The 22,825-nt window shown below is 72.8% G+C and carries 17 protein-coding genes; 8 read left to right on the top strand and 9 right to left on the bottom strand.

Annotated elements, in window-relative coordinates; genetic code table 11:
• Positions 1–131: 131 nt before the first annotated feature.
• Entirely contained in the window at positions 132–2,867 is a 2,736-nt protein-coding gene (locus MNY62_RS16960; RefSeq protein WP_242345375.1) for a cytochrome c3 family protein, read from the bottom strand.
• A 915-nt stretch (positions 2,868–3,782) separates the two neighbouring features.
• Between MNY62_RS16960 and MNY62_RS16955 the strand changes: the two genes are divergently transcribed.
• Both MNY62_RS16955 and MNY62_RS16950 read left to right on the top strand, forming a co-directional pair.
• Positions 3,783–6,896, top strand: coding sequence for a fused MFS/spermidine synthase (locus tag MNY62_RS16955; RefSeq protein WP_242345374.1), 3,114 nt, complete (start codon positions 3,783–3,785; stop codon positions 6,894–6,896).
• A 115-nt stretch (positions 6,897–7,011) separates the two neighbouring features.
• Complete coding sequence (locus tag MNY62_RS16950) at positions 7,012–7,209, top strand: hypothetical protein (protein WP_242345373.1); 198 nt, start codon at positions 7,012–7,014, stop codon at positions 7,207–7,209.
• A gap of 33 nt (positions 7,210–7,242) precedes the next feature.
• Here MNY62_RS16950 and MNY62_RS16945 read toward each other — a convergent pair whose 3' ends face one another.
• The 3 genes from MNY62_RS16945 to MNY62_RS16935 all read right to left on the bottom strand — a co-directional run bounded on the left by MNY62_RS16945 (position 7,243) and on the right by MNY62_RS16935 (position 10,343).
• A complete protein-coding gene (locus MNY62_RS16945) occupies positions 7,243–8,907 on the bottom strand; it encodes a serine/threonine-protein kinase (RefSeq protein ID WP_242345372.1) in 1,665 nt (554 codons plus the stop codon).
• A gap of 219 nt (positions 8,908–9,126) precedes the next feature.
• Positions 9,127–9,276, bottom strand: a complete 150-nt coding sequence (locus MNY62_RS16940) for a hypothetical protein (RefSeq protein ID WP_242345371.1) — start codon at positions 9,274–9,276, stop codon at positions 9,127–9,129.
• Positions 9,277–9,419: 143 nt separating this feature from the next.
• The gene (locus MNY62_RS16935; RefSeq protein WP_242345370.1) at positions 9,420–10,343 is read right to left on the bottom strand and encodes a tetratricopeptide repeat protein; all 924 of its coding nucleotides are present in this window, start codon (positions 10,341–10,343) and stop codon (positions 9,420–9,422) included.
• Between the two features lie 234 nt (positions 10,344–10,577).
• Here MNY62_RS16935 and MNY62_RS16930 point away from each other — a divergent pair, with 234 nt between their 5' ends.
• Positions 10,578–11,552: a c-type heme family protein gene (locus MNY62_RS16930; RefSeq protein WP_242345369.1), complete on the top strand. Its 975-nt coding sequence runs from the start codon at positions 10,578–10,580 to the stop codon at positions 11,550–11,552.
• Positions 11,553–11,582: 30 nt separating this feature from the next.
• Here MNY62_RS16930 and MNY62_RS16925 read toward each other — a convergent pair whose 3' ends face one another.
• Complete coding sequence (locus tag MNY62_RS16925; RefSeq protein ID WP_242345368.1) at positions 11,583–12,233, bottom strand: RNA polymerase sigma factor; 651 nt, start codon at positions 12,231–12,233, stop codon at positions 11,583–11,585.
• Between the two features lie 334 nt (positions 12,234–12,567).
• A complete protein-coding gene (locus MNY62_RS16920) occupies positions 12,568–12,783 on the bottom strand; it encodes a hypothetical protein (RefSeq protein WP_242345367.1) in 216 nt (71 codons plus the stop codon).
• Between the two features lie 223 nt (positions 12,784–13,006).
• Between MNY62_RS16920 and MNY62_RS16915 the strand changes: the two genes are divergently transcribed.
• The 3 genes from MNY62_RS16915 to MNY62_RS16905 are packed head-to-tail and all read left to right on the top strand — an operon-like array spanning position 13,007 to position 18,598.
• The gene (locus tag MNY62_RS16915) at positions 13,007–14,458 is read left to right on the top strand and encodes an HlyD family secretion protein (protein WP_242345366.1); all 1,452 of its coding nucleotides are present in this window, start codon (positions 13,007–13,009) and stop codon (positions 14,456–14,458) included.
• Complete coding sequence (locus MNY62_RS16910; protein WP_242345365.1) at positions 14,455–16,602, top strand: peptidase domain-containing ABC transporter; 2,148 nt, start codon at positions 14,455–14,457, stop codon at positions 16,600–16,602. Before MNY62_RS16915 ends, MNY62_RS16910 begins: the two co-directional genes overlap by 4 nt.
• Positions 16,595–18,598 (top strand): ABC transporter transmembrane domain-containing protein, encoded by a 2,004-nt coding sequence (locus MNY62_RS16905; RefSeq protein ID WP_242345364.1) that lies wholly within the window; start codon positions 16,595–16,597, stop codon positions 18,596–18,598. Before MNY62_RS16910 ends, MNY62_RS16905 begins: the two co-directional genes overlap by 8 nt.
• A 12-nt stretch (positions 18,599–18,610) precedes the next feature.
• Here MNY62_RS16905 and MNY62_RS16900 read toward each other — a convergent pair whose 3' ends face one another.
• The 3 genes from MNY62_RS16900 to MNY62_RS16890 all read right to left on the bottom strand — a co-directional run bounded on the left by MNY62_RS16900 (position 18,611) and on the right by MNY62_RS16890 (position 21,859).
• Positions 18,611–19,960, bottom strand: a complete 1,350-nt coding sequence (locus tag MNY62_RS16900) for a TolC family protein (protein WP_242345363.1) — start codon at positions 19,958–19,960, stop codon at positions 18,611–18,613.
• Positions 19,961–20,121: 161 nt separating this feature from the next.
• The gene (locus tag MNY62_RS16895) at positions 20,122–21,534 is read right to left on the bottom strand and encodes an FHA domain-containing serine/threonine-protein kinase (RefSeq protein WP_242345362.1); all 1,413 of its coding nucleotides are present in this window, start codon (positions 21,532–21,534) and stop codon (positions 20,122–20,124) included.
• A gap of 160 nt (positions 21,535–21,694) precedes the next feature.
• Positions 21,695–21,859 carry a hypothetical protein gene (locus MNY62_RS16890; RefSeq protein WP_242345361.1) on the bottom strand — a complete coding sequence of 55 codons (165 nt, stop codon included), beginning with the start codon at positions 21,857–21,859 and terminating at the stop codon, positions 21,695–21,697.
• A gap of 198 nt (positions 21,860–22,057) precedes the next feature.
• On the opposite strand from MNY62_RS16890, the gene MNY62_RS16885 reads away from it, so the two are divergent.
• Together MNY62_RS16885 and MNY62_RS16880 are read left to right on the top strand one after the other, a co-directional pair.
• Positions 22,058–22,447 carry a response regulator gene (locus MNY62_RS16885; protein ID WP_242345360.1) on the top strand — a complete coding sequence of 130 codons (390 nt, stop codon included), beginning with the start codon at positions 22,058–22,060 and terminating at the stop codon, positions 22,445–22,447.
• 78 nt (positions 22,448–22,525) lie between these two features.
• Complete coding sequence (locus MNY62_RS16880) at positions 22,526–22,711, top strand: hypothetical protein (protein WP_242345359.1); 186 nt, start codon at positions 22,526–22,528, stop codon at positions 22,709–22,711.
• The last annotated feature ends 114 nt before the right edge of the window (positions 22,712–22,825 follow it).

Genomic DNA, 22,825 nt, shown 5'->3' with positions numbered 1-22,825 from the left:
GCCCCGGACCGGCGGGCGCGCAGACGACGCGGGCCCGGGCTCGCCGGTCGTGCCGACCGGCGGGCCCGAGCCCGTGAAGCTTCAGGATCGACGCTCCCGGCGCGGCGGACCGCGCCGGGAGCTGACGTCGCCTACAGGCAGGTCGCCGCGCACGCCGCCGCCGGCGTCGCCGCCTTGAGCGCCTCGTCCGTCGCCTGCAGCACCTCGAACACGAACGTCGGGTTGTGGATGGCGTTCGACCCGTCGTCGACGAGGCCGAGGTTCCACAGCGAGCGCGAGAGCACGCCGTCCTTGTCGGCGAGCGCGAACGCGCCCGTCGCGTCCTTCACGTTCGCGGCCGCGCAGTACACCGTCGACGTCGAGATCGTCCCGGCCGTCGGGAAGGTCACGTCGATCGGCGCCGTCAGGCTGAACACGATCGTGGTCCCGCTGACGTCGATGCTCGCGATGCTCGCGAGCGGCAGGACGAACGCCGTGCCGGTTTCCGCGCCGTGCTCCAGGCTGTAGACCGGCGTGACCGTGAACCCGGCGGTGCCGGCCACCGCGGCCTCGAGCGTCGCGCCGAGCTGCGCGATGACGCGGGCGCGCGAGTCCGTGTACGCGGTCTCGATCGCCTCACCGTTCACCTCTTCACCGTGGCACTCCTTGCAGATCGACTTCGCCATGTCGACGCCGCTGTCGTTCGTGAAGCCGAACGTGTGGTTCGTGATGGTGTAGCGGAGGCCCTCGACCGCGGTCTTCATGTGGCAGCCGACGCAGGTCTCGGACACGGCGGCGTGACCGGAGACCTTGTAGCCGTTGGCGTCGCCGATGAAGTACGCGTTCATGCCCATCAGCACCTCGGCCTGGGTCGGCGGGTGCGGGGTCGTGAACGACGTCATCGGGATGGCGTCGCCACGCAGGCCGCGGCGGCCGTTGTGGCAGGTCATGCAGAGCGCGCCCGTTCCGGCGCCGGAGACCGTGAAGCCCGCGGCGACGTAGACGGGGGCCTTGCCGTCGATGCGGACGGTCGTCGAGTGCGAGTCGTGGCAGGCGGCGCAGGTCTGCGGCTGGACGGTCGCCTCGGTGGCGCCGCCGTCGACGGTGGCCTGCGTCGTGTCCGAGGCGTACTTCACGAAGCCCTGCGCGGAGTGGCAGCGCGCGCAGCTGTTCGCGACGCCCGGGTCGTTCGTGCCTTCCGCGAGGGCCAGGCCGGTGTTCGCGTGGCCGGACCGGCGCCACAGCGCGACGCGGTCGTGGTTCGTCGGGCGGTCGTGGCACACGGCGCACGCGGCGACGTTGTACTCGCCCACCGGCTTCGAGCCGCCGTTCGCGGCGTGGCGGCCGAGCGGCCCGTGGCAGCTCTCGCACTGCATGCCGGCGTAGGCCTTGGCGACCGCGGGGACGAGGTCCCACGCGCCGTACTGCGGCTCCGGCGTGACGAGGTCGGGGGGAGTGCCGGTGAGACCGGTGAAGTACTTCGTGAAGTCGGGGAAGGTCCAGCCCGCGTCCCTGGCGACGTCGTCGAAGCCGTTGTTCTGGATCGCCGCGTTGTAGCCGGTCGTGTGGCACGCGACGCAGTTCTCGCCGTAGTGCGTGCCCTCGGCGCCGGTCATGCCGTACTCGAACGTCGTCATCGCGCCGGGCTCGGTCCAGAACACGGTCGGATTCGCCGTGGGCGCCGGGATCGGCTTGCCGTCGGGGCCGGTCTTCCAGACCAGCACGCCGTTCGCGTCGTACTCCATGTACTTGAAGAAGTGGTTCCCGTGCGCCGAGTTGCTCCACTTCTTGAACTTCAGCGCCATCGCCGCCTGCTTCGCGGGGGTCATGAGGTACTCGTGGCATCCGCCGCAGCTCGGGTTCGAGCTGACGTAGTTCGAGACGGCGACGCGGAGCCCGTCGAACTGGTAGACGCCCGGCGCGTCCGCGATGAACCAGGGGAACGCCGTGTCGGCGTCGTTCAGCACGGCGCTCGAGGCGATCGGCTTCTCGCTGAACGCGAGCGCGGTGGCGTTACCGGGGACGCTGGCGATGACGAGCGTGCCGGTCGGGACGGAGCCGTTGCCCTGGGCGAGCGTCGCCGGGACCACCGCGACGGTCACCTTGCCCTCGAAGCCCATCTGGTCGGTGACGACGACGTCGAAGTTGTAGGTCATCTCCGTGAGCTGGCGGTTGCTGACGCCCAGGAACTCGGCGCGGAAGGGGTTGCCCTCCTCGTCGAGCGACGGGCCGAACCCGATCACCTTCTTGTCGGCGGCGACGATGTCGGCCAGCGCGCCGGTCGTGAAGGTCGGGGCCGCGACGTCATTGGCGGACAGCGTGACCGCCGTCGGGTTCGCGGTCCGCGGCGTCCACTTGTACGTGTAGGGCGGCGTGCCGCCCGTCACGGTGACGCCGAGGGTCACCTCGCGCTCGAAGCCGGCGGGGTTCGGCGTCTTCGCGGCCTTGAGGACGATCGGGCTCACCGCGGTGAGCTCACGGTTCAGGATGTACTCCTTGCCCGCGGCGATCGAGATGTTCGGCACCTCGAGGGTCTTGAAGCCGTTGCCGGAGAAGACGATCGTGTACACGCCGATCGCGCAGCCCGAGCCGAGCTCGTACTCGCCGTTCGCGTCCGACGTGGCCGTCCCGCACCAGTCCGGGATGCTCGCGACGGTGACGTTCGTCGCCGGGTACTCCTTCCCCGCGACCTTGAACGTCAGCCGGCCCATCACCCCACCGGTCGACCTTCCGTCGGCGCCGTCCTGGCCCCCCGGCCCCACCGGTCCCTGCGTACCGTCCTGGCCGTCGTGACCGTCCTTGCCGTCCTTGCCGTTCGAGCCTCCGGAACAGGCGGCGAGCGCCAGGACCATCAGCAGCGAGAGCACGCGATGCTTCGTCGCATCCATGAAGGGATTCCCCCTGATTACGTACCGTGAACAATGAATTGAAGAGACGCCTCCGGCCACACGGCCGGCGGTGCCCGCGCTGCACGTGCGAAAGCCGGGCCGCTCGCTCGACGCTCGATCGCACTCGGCGTGTACCGGGTCGCCTGGACACGCCCGCACGGGAACCCCGGGTGGGCGAGCTCCGCGCGCGCGAGGCGTTCGCTGCGAGTGATCCCGTGGCCTTGAGCCCCCCGGTTCCTGCACTGGGTCCGGCCCGCCGATCGGGCGGATTCCCGGGAGGACGGCCTGCCGCGCCCCGCATGCGCCCACATGCGTGGCAAGGTCGCACGGGTGTGGTCTTACCCTGCGTGATTTCACCCGCGCGTTTTCACCCAGCGGCGCTGCAACCGCGCGTCAACATGCCGAAATGCGAGGCGATTTATCGCACTCTTTGGCAGTTCCACGGATGGTCCGCTACGACCCCATGCGAACCCGGACGGGATCCGATATCCACATGTCCGCACGATGCGCGGCCCGGCGGCGTGCCGGTCCGAGAGCGACCCTGCGTGAAGGTCGGCTCGCGCGGATGCTCGGCGCAGGACCCCGGCGCGCGCTCGACGTCATGGCGCTCATCGCTCGCGTCGACCCCGCCCAACGCTCGCCCTTCGACACAGGCTCAGGGCGAGCGGTCTTCGATCCGCTCGTCTGAGCTCGTCGAAGCACGAGCGGGGGAAGATCGACGCGAGCGGCCATGGCCATGACAGCGTCGTTCGCCTGGGTGGAGCCCGCTCGCGTTCGGCCGGGCCCGGGCTCCCGGAGGCGCCGGGCCACGCCTCGGCCCTCCGCCCAGGAACGCGAGGCTCCGCTCGATGGTTGACAACGGAGGCTGCGGCGGCGTTTCTGGGCGCCCAGCGGGCATCCGGACGAGGGCTTGTGATGAGAACACGACTGTCGACCAGCGTCGCCGCCATGTGCTTCTTCGCGTCCGGCGCGGCGGGCCTCCTGTACGAGGTGGTCTGGTTCCGGCTCCTGAGCGTCACCTTCGGTCACACGGTCTACGCCGTCACCACGGTGCTCGCCGCGTACATGGGCGGGCTCGCGCTCGGGAGCCTGCTCCTCGGGAAGCGCTCGGATCGCTCGCCCCGTCCCCTGCTCCTCTACGGCCTCGCCGAGCTGACCATCGGCGCCTACTGTCTCGCCACCCCGCTGCTCTTCCGCGCAGCGGACGCCCTCTACGTCAGCCTCTTCCGGCGGCTCGAGCCCGGGGCGGTCGGCTCGACGCTGCTCCAGTTCTCGCTCTCCGCCCTGCTGCTCGTCCCCGCGACCGCGCTCATGGGGGCGACGCTGCCGTTCCTGAGCCGCGCCGTCGTCGAGCGGTCGGGCACGACGGGCTCGCGGGTCGGTCTCCTCTACGCCGTGAACACGTGGGGTGCGGTCCTCGGCGTCGTCGGCACCGGCTTCGCCCTGCTGCCGGCGTTCGGCCTGCGCACGACGGTCTGGATCGGCGTGGCGCTCAACCTCGGGGTCGGCGCGGTGGCCCTCCTGCTCGATCGCAGGTTGCGCCCCCTCCCCGCCGGCGACACGGCCCCCGAGCCGCACCCGCCCGACGAGGCTGCGGGGGCCGGGGCCGCGGAGGAGCCCCCCCCGGTTCCGCGGAGGACCGCGACCGCCGCCCTGGCGGCGATCGGGATCTCCGGGGCCGCGTCGATGGCGTACGAGGTGGCGTGGACCCGCGCGCTCTGCCTCGCGGTCGGGAGCTCGACCTACGCGTTCACCGCGATGCTGGCGTCGTTTCTCGTGGGGCTCGCCGCGGGCGCGTTCGTCGCGTCCCAGGCGCTCCGGCGGTGGAAGCTCCGGCTCACCACGTTCGCCGTGGTCGAGTGCGTCATCGCGGCGCTCGCGATCGCCACGCTGCCGCTGCTGGGGAGCCTCCCGCAGCTCGTCCTGCAGCTCCTGTCGCGCCTGGGGCTCTCCTACGAGAGCGCCCTCGTCGCCCAGTTCAGCGCGAGCTTCCTCGTGATGCTCCTCCCCACCGCCGCCATCGGCGCCACGTTCCCGCTGGTGCTGGCGGGCCTGACGCGCGGGCTCGCCCGCGTGGGGAACGACGTCGGCCGCGTCTACGGCGCGAACACCATCGGCACCATCGCCGGGTCCGTCGGCGCGGGGTTCCTGCTCGTCCCGCACCTCGGGATCCAGGGCACCGTCGTCGCCGCGGCGGCCGCGAACCTGGCTGCGGGCGTCGCGCTCCTCCTGCTCCTCGAGGCCTCGCGCTCGAGGAGGATCGCCGCGCTCGCGCTCGTGCCGGTGTTCGCGATCGCCGCCGCGGCCGTGCCGCGCTGGGATCGGCTCGTCATGACGAGCGGCCTGTCCATCTACGCCGCGCGCCACCTCGGCGCGGACGCGGGGGCACAGTCTCCCCGCGAGAAGCCGGCGGACCGCGCCCTCCTCTTCTACGCGGAGGGGCTCACCACGACCGTGTCCGTGACGCGCTCCGGCGAGCACCTGTTCCTCGCCGTCGACGGGAAGACCGACGCGAGCACGAACGGCCTCGACATGAGGACCCAGCTCCTGCTGGGCCACCTCCCCGCGCTGCTCGCCCCCGACGCGAAGCGCGCGCTCGTGATCGGGCTCGGCAGCGGCATCACCGCGGGCGCGCTCGCGCAGCACCCGCTCCGGGTCATCGACGTCGCCGAGCTCGAGCCGGCGGTCATCGAGGCCGCGCAGCTCTTCGCGCGCGAGAACCACGGCGTGCTCCGCGACGAGCGGCTCCGGGTGATCGCGGGGGACGGCCGGCACATCCTCGCCGCGGCGGCGGAGCCCTACGACATCATCGTCTCGGAGCCCTCGAACCCGTGGATCGCCGGGGTCGCGAACCTCTTCACGCGCGAGTTCTACCGCGCCGCGCGGGAGCGCCTGTCCGACGACGGCGTGATGGTGCAGTGGCTCCAGTCGTACGCCATCTTCCCGGACGAGATCCGGATGGTCGTGCGGACGTTCCACGAGGTGTTCCCGAACGCCACCGTCTGGCGCGGCGGCGCGGGGGACTACCTGCTCGTCGCGGCGAAGCGGCCGCTGAAGGTCGATCTCGACGCGGCGGTGCGGCGCGTCGCGGAGTCGGCCTCGACGCGCGCGGACCTGGCGCGGTTCTGGGGCGGCCCCGAGGACGTCATGCAGCAGTTCGTGCTCTCGGAGGAGGACGCGCGCCGCTACTCGGAGGGCGCGGCGATCAACACCGACGACCTGCCGCTGCTCGAGTTCGCCGCCCCCCGCGCGCTGTACGCCTCGAACGACGAGGACAACGATCGGTTCCTCCGCTCGTTCCAGCGCGCCGCGGTGCCGCCCGCGGTGGGCGCCGCGGCCGCGCGGCTGACCGGGTCGGAGGGACGCATGCTCACCGCTCGCGCCGCGTGGCTCCGCGGCGAGCCCGAGCTGGCGAGGAACCTCCTCCAGCAGCTCGAGCCCGACGCCGGGTCCGGCGCGCAGATCGAGCGCGCGCGCCTGCTCATCGCGCTCGGCCGCCCGGGAGACGCGGTCCAGGCGCTCGATCGCGCGCCCAGCGGCGACCCGCGTGTCGAGCGCTACCGCGCGGCGGCGCGTTACCTGGGCGAGAACGGCCTCGGTCGTCGCATCACCCACGAGGTGGGACCGTGGCGCCTCGAGTCCACGGGGCCCGCCTGGGCATTCCACCGGCTCGGGAGCCTGCTCTTGACCGTCGCCGTGTCGCAGCGCGCGCCGGTGCTGCTGCCGGTCGCCCTCGAGCAGTTCGACGCGGCGACCGCGCTCGAGCCCGCCTCCGCCGCCTTCCACGTCGGCGCGGGGAAGGTGCTGCTCGCGATGCAGAAGCTCGACGACGCCGCCGCGGCGTTCCGGAAGGCGGTCGACGCCGACCCGCGGAGCGCCGACCCCCATTACTTCCTCGGGCTCATGTACGAGAACGCCCGCTGGCAGGTCGAGGCGGCGAAGGAGTACCAGGAGGCGGCCCGGCTCGCCCCGGCCTGGCAGGCGCCGCGCGACCGGCTGGCGGCGCTCGGCACCGCCGACGCACGTTGACGAGGGAAGGGCCCGGCTCGGCGGCAGGCTGGGCGCTCATCCCCGCGTCGTCGGATGCCTCGGCACCTTCCCTCCGGTGCCGGCGTCCTCATCGTCATGCGCGGAGGTGCCGCACATGACGAACGAATACGGAGAGCGACCGCGCGCCCGGACGAATGCTCCGGCGAAGCCCGCCAGCACGACGGAGAAGGCACCGGCTCCTCGGCGCGACGAGCACGAGGAGAAGGTGCCCAGGCGGGAGGCGAGCGACGACTACGGCGTCGGAGGCGACCGCATGCCGAAGGGCGCGGGCGAGCCGGGCGCCGGGCTGTGATCGACGTGACGTCTCGCGGCGCGTCGCGCGTGCCTACGCGCCGCGGGCGTCCCGCGGCGTCAGCCGTCTGAAGGCTTCGCGGTCGGCCTCGCTCGGGATCTCGAGCGCGAGGAGCTCGTACAGCTCGCGCTGATCGCGGGCGCGGGTGCACACCCGCCCGACGACGATCCGTGCGAGCGGGCCGAGGTAGGCCGCCAGATCGCGCCGTGCGCGCGCGAGGACGGCGGGATCCCAGGCGGCCGCGGGCGTCGTCGCGGGCGCCTGGGTGGGCGGCCGCTCGCGCGCCGGCGCCACGTGCAGCTCGGCGCTGCACCAGGCGAGGAAGGACCTCCGATCCTCGTCCGACGGGAGGTACCCCGCGAGCTGCTGGCAGAAGTCGTGAGGCGTCGCCGCTCCGAGGCCGACCTTCTTCACGAGGTAGGGCGCCACGGGGCCGAGGAGCGGCGCGATGCGATCCTCGACGCGCTTCGCGAACGAGGCCGTCTTCCCCGCCGCCGCCTCGCTGGCGCTGTCGCGGCGCGGGACCGTGGGCCGGGAGCGGGTTCGCTCGGCGCGCGGGGTCGTCTTCCGCCCCTCCGGAAGGATCTCCCGCGTGCTCGCAGGCGGCGGTGATGCCCGCGCGGGCGCCGCTCCCGACCGCGGGGGCGTGGAGCGCCGAGGGGTCGCCTCCGGTCGCGACGGGTCCCCACGGGGAAGGACCTCCGTCGCGAGCCCCTGCTCCATGTCGTCGTCCTCCGCCAGCGAGAGCGCCGCGCCGAGGAGCTCCTCGCGCATCTCCTCGGCGCTCTCCGGGCGCTCCTCGCGGGCGGCCGACAGCGCGCGCACCACGAGCGACTCGAGGTCGGGCGACACCGGCCGCCCCCTGCGCTGGCTCGGCGGCGGGATGGGCTCCGAGAGCTGCCTGTGCAGCATGTCCATGGGCGTCTGCGCGTCGAACGGCAGCTTGTGCGTCAGCATCTCGTAGAGCACGACGCCGAGGGAGAAGAGATCGCTCCTCGCGTCCACGTCGCCGCCCCGCAGCTGCTCTGGGCTCATGTAGCCCGGTGTCCCGCACACGAGGCCCGCCTGCGTGAGCGTGGACGCGCCCGCCCCCACCGCGAGCATCTTCGCGATGCCGAAGTCGAGGACCTTGACCGAGTCGAGGACGTCGCGCCGCCGCTCGATCATGACGTTCTCGGGCTTGAGGTCTCGGTGGAGGATGTGGTTGGCGTGAGCCTCCGCGAGCGCGGACAGGATCTGCGCGCCGATGTGCACGACGCGGCGCTCGGTGAGCGGCGCGTCGTCCGCGATGACCTGCGCGAGGCTCTTCCCGGCCACGTACTCCATGACCATGAAGAGCACCCCGGCCTCCGACTGCCCGAAGTCGGTCACCGCCACGACGTTCGGGTGGTGCAGCCTCGACGCGGCGCGCGCCTCCCGCTGGAACCGGTGGACCATGGCCGAGTGCGCGATCAGCGCCGGCTTCACGATCTTGAGGGCGACCGGCGACTCCAGCTGGCTGTGGATGGCCTTGTAGACGTCGCCCATCCCGCCGCTGCCGATCTTCTGCTGGATCAGGTACCTGCCGCTGAGCGTCTGCCCGACGAAAGGATCGACCGGCGACTGGCTCGAAGGACCCGCGACGAGGCGCGACCCGCACGATCCGCAGAAGAGCGCGCCCGGGCTCCCCTCTTCACTGCACGTCGGGCAGGTCGACATCGCAATGCGTCTACATAAGGCCTCGGCCGCGATCACGCCCCTCGCTTCGGTCGGCCGTGACCCGTTCCACGGCGAGCTCGGTGCACGGGACGGGACGATGGGGTCACCCCGAGCTCGGCCCCCTCTCCGGTCGGTGCGGCCGCCCCGCTCCGGGAGCGAGCGCGCGTCCTCCGGCCGCATCCCCGGTCGCCGGGGCGGCGCGGCCGGTCACCGGGCCCGCTAGCCGTTCGCGAAGACCACCTCGAGGAAGGTGCTCGGCTTCGAGCTGAGGCTCGCGCGCAGGCAGCGCAGGTAGCAGCGGGCGCCGTAGAGCCGAACGATCGTGAGTGAGTGCCGGAACACGTCCTTGCCAGTGATCACGCCGCGCATACCGTCCTCCTGCCCGTAGGACCGGACGCGCGGCCGAAGCTGACGCTCCGGCGCGAGGTGGCGGCACCGTTCCGTGCTCGTCGGGGATCGCGGACGGGGGACCCGGCGGCCGGGGTGACGTCCGCCGGGCGTGCACAGCCCGTTCAGTCGCTCGGCTTGCCTGCGGCCGCGCTCGCCTTCGGGAGCTCGGCGAGGAGCTTCTTGGCGCGGGCCGCCGCCGGCGTCCCTGGGTATCGCCGCGGGATCTCGACCAGCAGGGTCGCGGCGTCGTCCTTCAGGTCGAGCTGGAGCATCGAGTCGGCTGTCCGGAGGAGCGCCTCGGGCGCCCGCTCCGAGCGGGGGAACTCTCGCGCGACCTTCCCGAACTCGACGATGGCGTCGCGGTATCGGCGCTCGCCGAACGCCAGCTCGCCCAGGCGGAAGCGGGCCTCGGCGGTGGACGGGTCGGACGGGAACTCGGTGGCGTACTGCTCGTAGAGCTCGCGCGCGACGGTCTTCTCGCCCTTCAGCTCCTGCTCACGCCCGAGGGCGAGGTAGTCCGTCTTGCCCGGAGCAGCCTGCGGGACCTGCGGGACCTCCCGCATCGCGGGCTTCTGCGGCTTCTGCGGCGCGACGTGCCTCGGCTCGGCCACTCGCTCCCCGGCGCCGCGCGGCGCCTGGGCGAGCGTCTTCTCCACCGCATCGAGCCGCTGCGCTTGCTGCTCGAGCATCCCGCGCAGGCGCTTCAGCTCCTCGGCGAGCTCACTCTCCGGAGGCGAGGGCTTGGCTCCGGCTTTGCTCGCGGCCTCGCGCGCCTCGAGCGCCTCGAGCCTGGTCTTCACCTCCGCCAGCATCACGTCGACGCGCCGGGACTGCGCCTCGATCGCCGCGGCTTCCGCGCCGGTCTGCCCCGGCGCCGGGGCCTCTCCCTCGATGCGGTCGACGCGTTGTTCCAGACGCGCGCCGCGTTCCTTCGGGTACCAGCAGGCGCCGAGGAGCAAGGCGAGCGCGACGACCTCGCCCCGCCGGCGGAACGTCGTCGACTCACCGCGCGATCCGCCGGGCGCTCGAGCACGGGGGAGAAGCATTGTCCCTCCCTCGTCCCCTTCCCACGGGGACTCGAATCATTCGTGCTCCGTACGTTGCGACGCCCCGACCTCCCCGGCGTCGCGCAAGACGAGCGCGCCCCAAGAGAGCGCTGTCCGGTCCTCCGGGGAGGGAAATCCATCCGACCGTTCCAGCCGGCGTGGACCCGCTGGCGCCACCGTCGCGCCACCTGCGCCCGGGTGGCAGCCGGGCGTCGCGCTCGATCGGGAGGGGGAATGCGACTGCTCGCGAAGTTCAGCCTGATCTTCGTCGTGGTGTTCGGCATCGGCCTCGGCGCGGCCGCCTACCTGTTCTACGGCCTGCTGCAGCGAAACGCGCGCGATCAGGTCCTCCACAACGCCCAGCTGATGATGGACACCGCGCTCGCGATGCGGAGCTACACCATCAAGCAGGTGAAGCCCGCGATCAACGACAGCTTCACGCAGAGCGCGACGGCCGATCACACCGACGACGTCTTCCGCGAGCTCTGCGCCAAGCGGGGCTTCGCCGCGAAGCGGGTGTTCCGCCCGCAGACCGTCCCCGCGTACTCGGCGACGGAGATGTTCATGGAGCTCCGGAAGAAGTACCCGGACTACCTGTACAAGGAGGCGACCCTCAACCCGACGAACCCGCGCAACCGCGCGCTCGACTGGGAGGAGGATCTCATCAAGAACTTCCGGAACCGTCCCGAGCTGGCGCTCTTCGACGGCGAGCGGGAGACCCCGCTCGGTCGCGCGCTCTACCTGGCGAAGCCCTTGCGCGCCCAGTCGGACTGCATGGAGTGCCACTCGATCCCCACCGCCGCGCCGAAGGAGATGATCCAGCTCTACGGGCCGAACAACGGCTTCGGCTGGAAGGAGGGGGACGTGGTGGCGGCGCAGATCATCTCGGTGCCGGTCTCCGTCCCCGTCCAGATGGCGAACCACGCCTTCCAGCGACTCATCGTCTCGCTCGTCGCCGTGGGCTTCCTCACCCTGCTCGTCCTCGACGTGCTGCTGTACGTGACGGTCATCCGGCCGGTGAGCCGCTTCGCGACCCGCGCCGACGAGATCAGCCGGGGTCAGCTGGACGTCCCGGAGCTGCCGGTGCGCGGCAAGGACGAGATCTCGATCCTCGCCGCAGCGTTCAACCGCATGCACCGCAGCGTCGTCGCCGCGATGAAGATGCTCGAGGACGAGCCCGAGCCGCCGCCCGAGCGGGACGAGGAGTGACACGTCGTTCGCTGGGGTGGGGCGAGGTGCCTATTCCTCCTCCGCCTGCTTCCTGACCATCTCCGCGAGGCGCTTCTTGATCCGCTCGAAGCGCTTCATGAGCGTGAGGGCCTGCACGGGCTCGCCTCCGGCGGACAGGATCTCGGCGGTCTCCTCCCACGAGAAGCCGCGATCGAGCCGCAGCGCGAGCAGGGACTGGTCCTCGGCCGAGAGCGCCTGGCGCAGCTTGTCGAAGGCATCCTTCTGGCGCGCGACGCGCACGACGGTCTTCGTGCGGATCTCCTCGGCGAGCGCGGACGCCTCGCCGGTGGCGAAGCGCCGGCCCTTGCGGTGCCACGCGTCGTTCCGGAGGGTCAGGGCGGAGTTCCAGGCGATGCGAAAGGCCCACGTGCGGAGGGAGGACTGACCCCGGAAGCTCGAGAGCCCGCGCCACAGGCGCTCCGCGAAGTGCGAGAAGGCGTCGGCGGCGTCCTCCTCGTCGCGGAGCACGGAGCGGAGGAACCGGAGGATCTCGGGGCCGAGCGCGCGCAGCGCCTCGGTCGCCGCCGCCGACGTGTCCCCGGCGTCGATGTGCTGCTGGACGGACTGCTGAACGGACGCTGGCGTGGGGCGCTCGTGTTCCACGACGTGGAAGTACCGGGCCGGCCGGCGCGCGGCCACGGCGTGAAGGTGGCGCTCCACGAGAGACGCCGCTCCCGGGCGAAGGGAGCGGGGGTGCGGACGCCTCGTCGGACATCTGGCGCCGGGAGCGCGAGGTCGCTCGACCGGGACCACGCTCGGCCTCGCCCCGTGACCAGGACGTCCCTCGACGGCGCACGTCGGACATCGCGTTCCGGCGCCGCCGCGACACGAGCTCGTTCCGGCGCAGCGCGCGACTCCATCCGCGGCTCGACCGTATCGCGGAACGCCGACCTCGGCTCGACCGCACCGGTGCCGCGTGCGGCCGAGCGCGAGGTCGGCGATTCCGTGCCTGGAGGAGACGAGACGCGCCAGGCTCGCGTCCTGCCGCTTGCGACTACGCCGTCTGGGACGCGGTCTGGCTCTGGTCGCCGAAGGTGATCGTGAGGCTGGCGTTGCCCTTCAGGATCACGTCGCCCCCGACGTCCACGCTCTGGTTCTGGTTCTGGTCGAGCGACTGCTCGACGTGCTTCCGGTAGTACCCCTTGCCCTTGTGACCGCCCGACACCGCGAACAGCTCCTCGTCCCCGAGCACCATCAGCTTGCGATCCATGTCTTCGTCTTCTCCTGGTCCTGCGTTCGAGTGATTGCTGCGTGATGGGCGGAGGCTCGGCTCGGCCTGTCCTCACCGTCCCTCAGCCCGTTCGACCGAGAGACTCGCCGCGAGCGGAGACCTGACGTCCCCGAGCGGGTCTCGCCGTCCCGAGAGCCACCTTCCCCGACGCCAGCCGGTCAGATCGACGCGCCTCGCCCGTCCACCTTCGCGGGAGGTCGCCGTGAGCGGGGTCAGGACCGGCAGGAACGCCCAGGCAACCGTTTCGGAGGCTGCGCGGGCGCGCAGGCGGGCGGCGTTCATCGCGTCGATCCGCCAGGCGTCGCAGGCGGAGCTGGCGACGACGCGGGCGGAGGAGCGAAGCCGGAAGCGGAAGACCGTCGAGGTCGAGGTCCGCCCGCGGCCAGCGCGCGCGACCGTGCAGACCGTCGCCCGGCGAGATCGCGAGCCGGCCCCCGAGGTCGAGCAGCCGAAGCCCGCGCCGCGCCTGTTTCGCGATGAGGCCCTCAAGCACCGCCTCGCGTACGAGGAGGGGAGAGGCCTCGTCCGCGTGTCTCCTCCGTGGACGTGGGCGCTGCTGTGGATCGTGGTCGCGGGGCTCGTCGCGGCGCTCGCGGCGTCGTTCGTCGGCCAGGTCGAGGTCACCGGCCGGGGGCGGGGGATCCTCCGCCCCGCGGCGGGCGTGCGCGCCCTGACGGCTCAGCTCGGCGGGACCGTGACGCGCGTGGAGGCGCGCTCCGGCGATCGCCTGCGCTCCGGCGCCCCGCTCCTCCGGATCGAGTCGCCTGCCGTCCAGGCGCAGCTCCTCGAGGCCGACCGCGAGCTCGATGCCGTTCGCACCCAGTACTCGACCGTCTCCTCGCAGCAGGACCACCACTACACGGAGCAGATCGAGAGCCTCCGCGCGCGGGCCCAGCGGATGGGCGAGCAGATCGCGAGCCTGAAGGGCTCGGCGGCCCTTCACGCGCGCCGCGTCCAGGCGGACCTCGGGCTGCTCGGGAAGGGGCTCCTGAGCGAGATGGCCGTGGCCGAGTCGCGCGACGGCCTCGCGCAGGCGGAGCGCCAGCTCTCCGCCGCCGAGCAGACCCTCGACCAGACGCGGCAGGAGCTCGCGTCGCTGGAGAGCCGGCGCCAGGAGGAGCTCTGGAACCGCCAGCAGCTCGTGGCGACCGCCCAGAACAAGCGCGACGCGCTCGCGCTCGTGCTGCAGCAGAGCGTGATCCAGGCTCCCGACGACGGGACCGTCGAGCTCCTCGTGAAGCCGGGCGAGGTGATCCAGCCCGGGCAGGTCGTCGCGAAGCTCGTCCCCGTCGACTCCCCGCTCCAGGGCGTCTCCTTCCTGGCCGAGCGCGATCGCGCCTTCGCGAAGGCCGGCGACGAGGTCCAGCTCGAGCTCGACCAGCTCCCGCACGCGCAGTACGGGACCGTGCGGGCGCGGGTGACGCGCATCAGCGACGATCTCGCCTCGCCGGCGGAGATCCGGGACGCGCTCGGCGACGAGCAGAGGAACGTCCCCCCGAGCTACCGCGTCGAGCTCGAGATCACGGACGCCGCGGCGGCGGAGGCGGCGCACGTGAAGCTCCGCACGGGCGCGCTCCTGAACGCCCGGTTCACGCTGCGGCGGCAGCGGCTCGTGACGCTCGTCCTCAAGCCCCTCCAGAGGTGGTTGCCATGAAGCTCCCGTTCGGGCGACGCGTGCGTTTCGTCCCGCAGATCGAGGTCACCGAGTGCGGCGCGGCCTGCCTCAGCATGATCCTCGGCCACTACGGGCACCACGCCCCGCTCGCCGAGGTCCGCCAGGCCTGCGGCATCTCGCGGGACGGCGCGGACGCGCTGGCCCTCGTTCGCGCCGCGCGCGAGTACGGCCTCACCGTCCAGGGGGTGCGCGTGGAGATGGACCAGCTCGCCCAGCTCGCGCTCCCGGCGATCCTGCACTGGGACTTCGATCACTTCCTCGTCCTGGAGCGCCTCACGTCCACCCACGCCGTCCTGGTGGACCCGGCCATCGGCCGGCGCTCCATCCGCCTCGACGAGCTGGGCCGGCACTTCACCGGCGTCGCGCTGATGCTGTCGCCGTCGCCGTCGCTCGAGCGTCGGGCGCGCACGCGGCCGAGCCTCGGCAAGTACCGCGAGATCTTCCGCAGCTCGCTCCCGAGCCTCGGCCAGATCCTGCTCGCCTCGCTGGGGCTCCAGGTGGTCGGCCTGCTGTTCCCGGTCGCCACGCAGATCCTGGTGGACGCGGTCGTGGTGCCTCACCAGCCGGCCTGGCTCTGGGGCCTCGCTTTCGCGCTCGGCGCCGCCGTGCTCACGAAGGCGCTCCTCGCGCTCGTGCGGAGCTTCGTGGTGCAGGGCCTGCGCAACGTCCTCGACTTCACGCTCATGACGCGGTTCCTCGGCCACCTGCTGCACCTGCCGCTCGGCTTCTTCATGCAGCGGGAGGCGGGCGACCTCGTGCAGCGCGTCCACAGCAACTCCGCCATCCAGAACCTGCTCGGGAGCCAGTCCATCTCGGCGCTCCTCGACGGGCTTTTGCTCGTCGGGTACGCGGGCCTGATGATCGCGTTCGACTGGAGGCTCGGCCTCGTGATCATCGGGTTCGGGGCGCTGCGGGTGGTCCTCCTCCTCGTCTTCCGCGGGCGGAGCCAGCTCGCCATGGCCTCCGAGCTCACCTCCGCCGGCCGCGAGTTCGGGGCGCTGCTCGAGGCGATCAGCGGCCTCGAGACCACCAAGGCGAGCGGCGCGGAGAGCCGGATGATCCAGCGCTGGTCTCACCGGATGACCGGGCGGGTCAACGGGGCGCTCGAGCGCCGGAGGCTCGGGATCCACGCCCGTCAGGCCACCGTCCTGCTGCAGGGGCTCGGCACCGCCCTCGTGTTCATGGTCGGCGGCGAGCAGGTGGTCGCGCAGCGCATGACGCTCGGGACGTTCGCCTCGTTCCTCGCGCTCCAGGGCATGTTCATGTCCCCGCTCGAGTCGCTCCTGGAGACGGTGAGCCAGCTCCAGTACCTCGGGAACCACCTCGAGCGGCTGGACGACGTGCTCACGACGCCCGCCGAGCCCTCGGGCAGCGAGGACCCGGGCCGGCTCCGGGGCGCCGTCGACCTCGAGGACGTCAGCTTCGGGTTCTCCCCCGCGGGCCCCCCGACGCTCCTCGACATCTCGGTGCGGATCCGCCCCGGCGAGAAGGTCGCCATCGTGGGCCCTTCCGGCGCGGGAAAGTCGACGCTCGCGCGCCTCCTCCTCGGGATGCACCTCCCGTCGAGCGGCACGATCGCCTTCGACGGCCGCGACCTGCGCATGCTCGACCTGCAGAAGGTGCGGGCGCAGATGGGCGTCGTCCTGCAGGAGACCTTCCTCTTCGACGACACCATCCGCGCGAACCTCAGCCTCACGGACGAGGAGCTCCCGCTCGAGCGGCTGCGGACCGCCGCGCGGCTCGCCTGCGTCGACGACGTCATCGAGGGCCTGCCCCACGGGTTCGGCACGCGGCTCGGGGACAACGGGAGCGTCCTGTCCGGCGGGCAGCGCCAGCGCCTCAACCTCGCGCGTGCCCTCGTCCACGACCCCGCGATCCTCCTGCTCGACGAGGCGACCAGCGCCCTCGACCTGGAGACCGAGCGCCGCGTCCACGACAGCCTGGCGAGCGTCGGCTGCACTCGGATCCTCATCGCCCACCGCCTCGCCACGGTGAAGGACGCCGACCGCATCCTCGTGCTGCAGGCCGGCCGCATCGTCCAGGAGGGCACGTACGACGAGCTCTCCCGGCGTGACGGCCTCTTCCGTTCGCTCGTCGAGGCCAGGGAGTTCGCCGATGCCTAGCGCCGCCGCCGTCTCCGACACCGTGCTCGCCGTGAGGTCCGCGGCGGCCCCCGCCGCGCTCCCCGTCGACGGGTTCGACGCCGTCGAGGCCGTGTGGCGCCTCCTCCGCCTCCACGGGCACGACGGAGGGCTCCAGGCCTTCCGGGAGGCCCACGACCTGCGCGGCACCGCGGAGTCCCTGGCCGAGCCGCTCGAGCGGGCGGGCGTCCAGGCCCGGCCGGCGCTCGTCGCCGCCGACGAGCTGGCCTACCTGGACCTCCCCACGCTGCTCCAGCTCCGCGACGGCACGTGGGTGGTGCTCGTCGATCGCGAGCGGGACGCGCTCCGGCTCGAGGGCGCCAGCGGCGGCACCTCGATGGCCGCGGCCGAGCTCGGGCCGTTCCTCTCGGGCTACGTGCTCGACGTCTCCCCTTCCCTGCCCGACGGAAAGGGGCTCTGGTCCCGCCTGCTGGCCCTGCTGCTCCACCACCGGCGGACGCTCGTGATGCTGGCGCTCGCGAGCCTCCTCCTGCAGCTGCTCTCGCTCGTCGGCCCCGAGATCACCGGCGCGGTCATGAACCAGGCCCTGCCCGACCGCGCGCGCTCGACGCTCCACGTGGTCGCCCTGGGCGTCGTCCTCGTGGCCGCCTTCCAGGCCTGCACCGGCCTGCTCCGCGATCGCGTGCTCCTGTTCCTGGTCACGCGGATGGAGGTCTCGGCCGAGCGCGGCATCCTCCAGCACCTGCTCCGCCTGCCGTTCCCGGTCCTGGACCGGATGACGCTCGGCGAGCGGCTGCAGGCGATCAACGGCGTGAGCAGCGCGCGCGAGGTGATCGCGGAGCGCGCGCTCGCGACCGTGCTCGACGGCGTGATGGCCGTCACGTTCGTCGCGGCCATGGCGGCCAAGATGCCGGCGGCCACCCTGCTCGTCGTGGTCGTGGCGATGGTCATGGCCGGGCTCGCCCTCCTCGTCGGGTCCGCCCAGGCGCGCCACCAGCGTCGGGAGATGGAGGCGCAGGCGCGCGAGCGCGGTCTCCTGTCCGAGCTCATCACCGGCGTCGGGACGATCAAGGCGGCGGGGGCGGAGCCGCAGGCGCTCCAGCGCTGGGTCCGGCGGTTCAGCGCCGAGCAGGACCACGCGCTGCGCCGCCAGCGGCTGGGCCTCTTCAGCGACGTGGGGCTCGAGACGATGCGACAGGGGCTCTACGTGGCGCTGCTCGTGTGGGGAGGGAGCCTCATGCTCCAGGGAGAGCTGCTCGTGGGGACGCTCCTCGCCTTCGTCCAGCTCAGCTCGGGGTTCCTCGGCTCGGTCTTCAGCCTCGTGCGCGTCTACCTCTCGGTCGCCGTCCTGCGGCCCCAGCTCGAGAGGACCCAGGAGATCCTGGGCCACGCGCCGGAGCGGCGGTCGACGCGCCGCGCCGCCCCCGGCGCGCGCGGCGTGCCCGTGGTCATGGAGGGCGTCTGGTTCCGCCACGCGCCCGACGCTCCGTGGATCGCGAAGGGGTACTCGAGGCGCTTCGAGGCAGGCGCCAAGGAGGTCATCTCCGGGGCTTCCGGGTTCGGGAAGAGCACGCTCATCCGCATGCTCGCGGGGCTGTACGCGCCGGAGGAGGGGGCCATCCACGTCGGAGGGACGAGCCCGCAGGCGGCCGCGGGCGACATCCTCTACCTGCCGCAGTTCGTGAGCCTGTTCTCCGGCTCCGTGATCGAGAACCTGCGGCTCCTGTCCGGCGGCGCGCCGGTGGCGCGCCTCATGGAAGCCGCCGAGCAGACCGGCCTCGCCGCGCTGGTCGCGACCCTGCCCATGGGCTACCAGACCGTGCTCTCGCCGGGAGGGAAGAACGTCTCCGGCGGGCAGCGCCAGCTCATCGCCCTGACGGCGGCGATCGCCTCGGATCGCAAGCTGCTGCTCCTCGACGAGGCGCTGTCGAACCTGGACCCGATCCGGGCCCGGTCGATCCGCAAGATCCTCGACGCCCTCCCTGCGACCATCATCGAGGCGCGCCATGCGGCGTGAGCGCGCGGCGCCCTACATCCCCCCGCCCACCGCGCGGTTCAGGTCGGCGCGGGCGACCACGAGATCCACGACGGTGCTCACCCACGCGAGCCTCGCGTCCGAGAGCTTCACCGTCGCGTCGCGCACCTCGAGCTGGCTGCCGACGCCGGCCTCGAGCCGCTCCCTCGCGAAGCGGAGCGCAGCCTCGGCGGCCTTCACGTTCTCCTGCACCGTCGCCGCCGTGTCGGCGAGCGCCGCGGCCTGCTCCCGGGCGACGGTGACCTCCGCCGCGACCGTCTGCTCCTCCTGCTCGAGGAGGACCCAGGCCCGGCGGGCCTCCACCTCTGCGCGCTCCACGCCGGCGCGCGTCGAGCCCCCGGCGAAGAGGTTCCACGCGAGCGTGACCTGCGTCGCCGCCACGTACTGCTTCGACGGATTCCCGAACAGCCCGAACTGCCCGCCCAGGTCGGGAGATGCCTTCTGGTAGCTCGCCTGGAGGCCGACGACCGGCCAGTACGCCCCGCGCGCGCGGGCGATCTCCAGGTCGCCCGCCTCGCCCGACAGCTTCCGCGCCGCGAGGACCGGCCGCCGCTTCCGAGCTTCCGTCAGCAGCGTCGGGAGCGGAGGGAGCTCCTGCTGAGCGGGCAGGAGCGGCCCGGTCACCGTGCCCGGGGGGACCACCTCCAGCCCCACGGCGGAGCTGAGCCCCAGGACCACCGCGAGCTCGGCCCGGGCGCTCTCGAGGACGGCGGCCTGGCTGCGCACCGCGATCCGATCGTTGCCGAGGTTCACCCGGGCGCTGTAGGTGTCGGCCTTGGTGCCTCGGCCCGCCGAGAAGAGCGCGTCGGCTCGCTGCACCAGCTCCTCCGACAGGGCCGCCGTCTCGCGCCGCACCTCCAGCGCACGCTGCTGCTTCACGACCTCGTAGAACCGGCGCGTCACCTCGAAGGCCACCCGGAGCGACGACTCGTCGAGCAGCCGCTGGGCCGCCTCGGAGCGGGTGCGGGACGAGGAGATGAGGTTCCAGCTCGCGAGGCCGTCGAAGACGGTCCAGCTCGCGGCGAGGCCGTACTGGTGCGCGCCGAAGTCATTCGACGGGTACGTCACGGGGACGCGGACGAAGTCGGGAGGTGGGGTCGGGTTGGGGACCACGTTCACCTGCTGCTGCTCCCCCTGGTACTGATGACCGAGGTTGCCGGTCAGATCGAGGCGGGGCAGGACACCCTGGTAGCTCTGGCGGACCTCCACCCGGGCCGCCTCCTCGTCGAGCCGGGAGATGGCGAGCTCGGCGTTCCGCTTCGTCGCTGCGGCGAGCGCGTCGTCGAGCGTGAGGGGCGCCGCGCCGGCGAGGCACGCGGAGACGAGGAGAGCCAGGGTGCCCATGCGTTCCCCCAGATCGAAGGGCCGGAGGGCGCGCACGGGCGCAGGGCGAGCATCACCCTCCGGAACGGATCTCCATCTGCCGCGGTGCGACGGGACCGGCTCGCTGCCTCATGGGGTAGCTCCGAGGTGCACGGACGGAAGGGGGCATCCGCGGCGCCCGGTCACCGGAGCAGCTCGTAGAGGAGCACGCCCGCGGCCGCGGTGATGCCGGCCGCCACGAGCGCGACGCGCCACTCGATCCGGCTCGCCCACCGCCGCGCCATGTCGATGGGCGACGTCTCGACGGGCCTCGGGCGATCGAGCCGCTCCTGGATCGCGAGGAGGGCGGCGAGCCACTCCGCCCCGTCGCGCGGACGCTCTGCGGCGTCGGGTGAGAGCGCGCGCCGCAGGAGGTGCGCCAGCTCCTCGGGGACGCCGGGCGCCTCCACGCTGGGGCGAGCCCCCGGCTCGAGCGCCGCGCTCCAGTCGCGAGTGACCCGGTACGGGAGCCGGCCCGTCACGAGCTCGCACAGGATCGCGGCGGCCGCATAGACGTCGGTGCGCGGCTCCTGCTGGCCCATGCGCCACTGCTCGGGCGCCATGTAGGCCGGCGTCCCGACCGCCCGGACGTCGCCGCCGCCGAGCACGCTCGCGATGCCGAAGTCGAGGACCTTGACCGCGCCCGTCGAGCAGACGAACACGTTCGCGGGCTTGAGATCGCGATGGACCACGCCCGCCGCGTGGGCGTGATCGAGGGCCCAGGCGATCTCGATGGCGACCTCGATCGCCTGCGACAGCCCGAGCCGCGAGCGCCGCATCGCGTCGTACAGGGTCTCGCCGCGCAGGAGCTCGAGCACCAGGTACGGGCCGCTCTGGCAGGTGCCCGCGTCGTAGAGGGTCACGATGTTCGGGTGCGTGAGCTGCGCGATCGCCTCCGCCTCCTTCTGCAGCTGCTCCTGGCGCAGCTGGACCTGCGAGGTGCGCCCGGGGCGGACCGCCTTGAACGCGACGCGCCTCCGGAGCTGGCGGTCCTCGGCCTCGAACACGACCCCGAAGCTGCCTCGCCCGATCTCGCGCACGAGCTCGAACCGTCCGATGACCGAGCCGGGGAACAGCACGTCCTGCCACGCCTGGTCCAGGGTCGGCGCGCGGGCGATCTGCTGCATGACGGCGGTGATCCCGCCGGGACGGATGACCGACGGTGAGGCGGACTCCAGCGCGGCGTCCTCGCCGCCCGTCGCGAGGACCGGCGCCGCGCCGGGGAACGTGAGACGCAGCGAGCCGATGAGGAGCTCCGCTCCGGGCCCGAGCGGGACCGCCACGCGCGGGGCGAGCTGCGCGCCGTCGAGCACGCTGCCGTTCGTCGAGCCGAGATCCGTGTAGCTGCGCTCGCGGGGGGAGAACTCCACGAGACCGTGCGAGGCCGACACGAAGCGGTGATGCAGCGGGAGGTCGTTGCGTGCGCTGCGCCCGATGCGGACCGGCGAGTGCGTGAACGTGTACTCGACCGTCGAGTGGTCGCTCGTGTCCTCGACGCGGACGACCAGGGGCGCCGGAACACCCTCCCCTGCGCGCAGCGACCGAGCCGTGCCCACGCGAGAGCACGTTGCCCCTGCGTGACCCACGGGCAACGCCCGGGTGGGGACGGCGAGGCCCCGTCGCCCCGGGCCGCCGAGCCCCGACCTTCCCACCGGGACGCCCGCGCGCTCGCCGCGGGGCTCCGCCTCCGTGGATCCCTCGCTCGAGCATGGCGGGCTACCAGAGGTCGATCACGATCGGCCCGCGGGGGCGCTCGGGCTCCGGGCGCTCGCGGCTCACGGGCTCGGACGGCACCTCGATCCAGAGCTGCGGCCGCTCCTGCTCCTCGCGCTCCCTGCGGCGCCTCTCCAGCTCCTCGATCATCCATGTGGGCGGGATCATGTCTCGTCTCCTGCGTCTCTCTCCGTCTTGCAGACGCGCGAGGCGCCACAGGCTGACATCCCCGACCCGGGTGCTCGCGACGACCGGCCGCCAGGGGCGCGGGCCCTCGAGCGGCCGCGCGACGCAGCCGTGCGCCAGGCCCTCGTGGCGCGGGTGTCAGGGACGGCGATCCGCGCAGTCGACCCGGCGGAGGGGGCCATGTTCCATGAGACGCGCGGTGTCGTGATGGTGGTCGACGACGACGAGGACTGGCGGGAGCTCGTCGTGCACTTCCTGGAGGGCGTCGGGTTCGAGGTGCTGGAGGCGCGTGACGGGCACGAGGCGCTCGCGCGCCTCCGCTCCGGTGCTCGCACACCCGATCTCGTCCTGACCGACCTCGAGATGCCGGTGATGACGGGCTGGGAGCTCCGCCGCGAGCTGCTGCGCGATCCGGTGCTCGCGCGCGTGCCGGTGATCGTCGCGTCGTCCGCGGATCCGGGCGCGATCGTCGCGGACTTCTTCCTCCCGAAGCCCTACTGCGCGACCGATCTGCTCCGCACGGTCTCCTCGGCCCTCGCGCTCCTCCCTGTCGAGTCGATCGCCGCGTGAGTCAGATCGTTCGCCGCCCGAGGTCAGACCTCCCGGAGGCGCCACCGACGGACATCCCCGCGGTCGGCTCACGGGACCATGAAGACCACGATGAAGGCGGTGATGCTCCTCGCGTGCGTGCTGCTCCTGGGGGCGACGGTCCGCATGCAGCACGCGACCTTCGCCGAGCGAGCCGCTCGCTCCGAGCTCCAATGCCGCTCCGCGAGGCCGACGAGGGGAGCCGAGCTGGCGTCCGCCCGCGCCCCGGGCACCCGCCGCCTCTGATCTTACCGGGGGCTGCGCCCCCGCCCCGCCGAGCAGAGCTCGTCGGGGCCCCACCCTGGCTCGCCGGGTCCCATGCGCCACCGCGCGCGGCTTCGCCGCTGTCGCGGTGGCGCC

The organism is Anaeromyxobacter terrae, assembly GCF_022690685.1.
Classification (GTDB): Bacteria; Myxococcota; Myxococcia; order Myxococcales; family Anaeromyxobacteraceae; genus Anaeromyxobacter; species Anaeromyxobacter terrae.
Note: the sequence above shows the minus strand (reverse complement) of the source record. Positions and strands in the feature narration are given on the sequence as shown.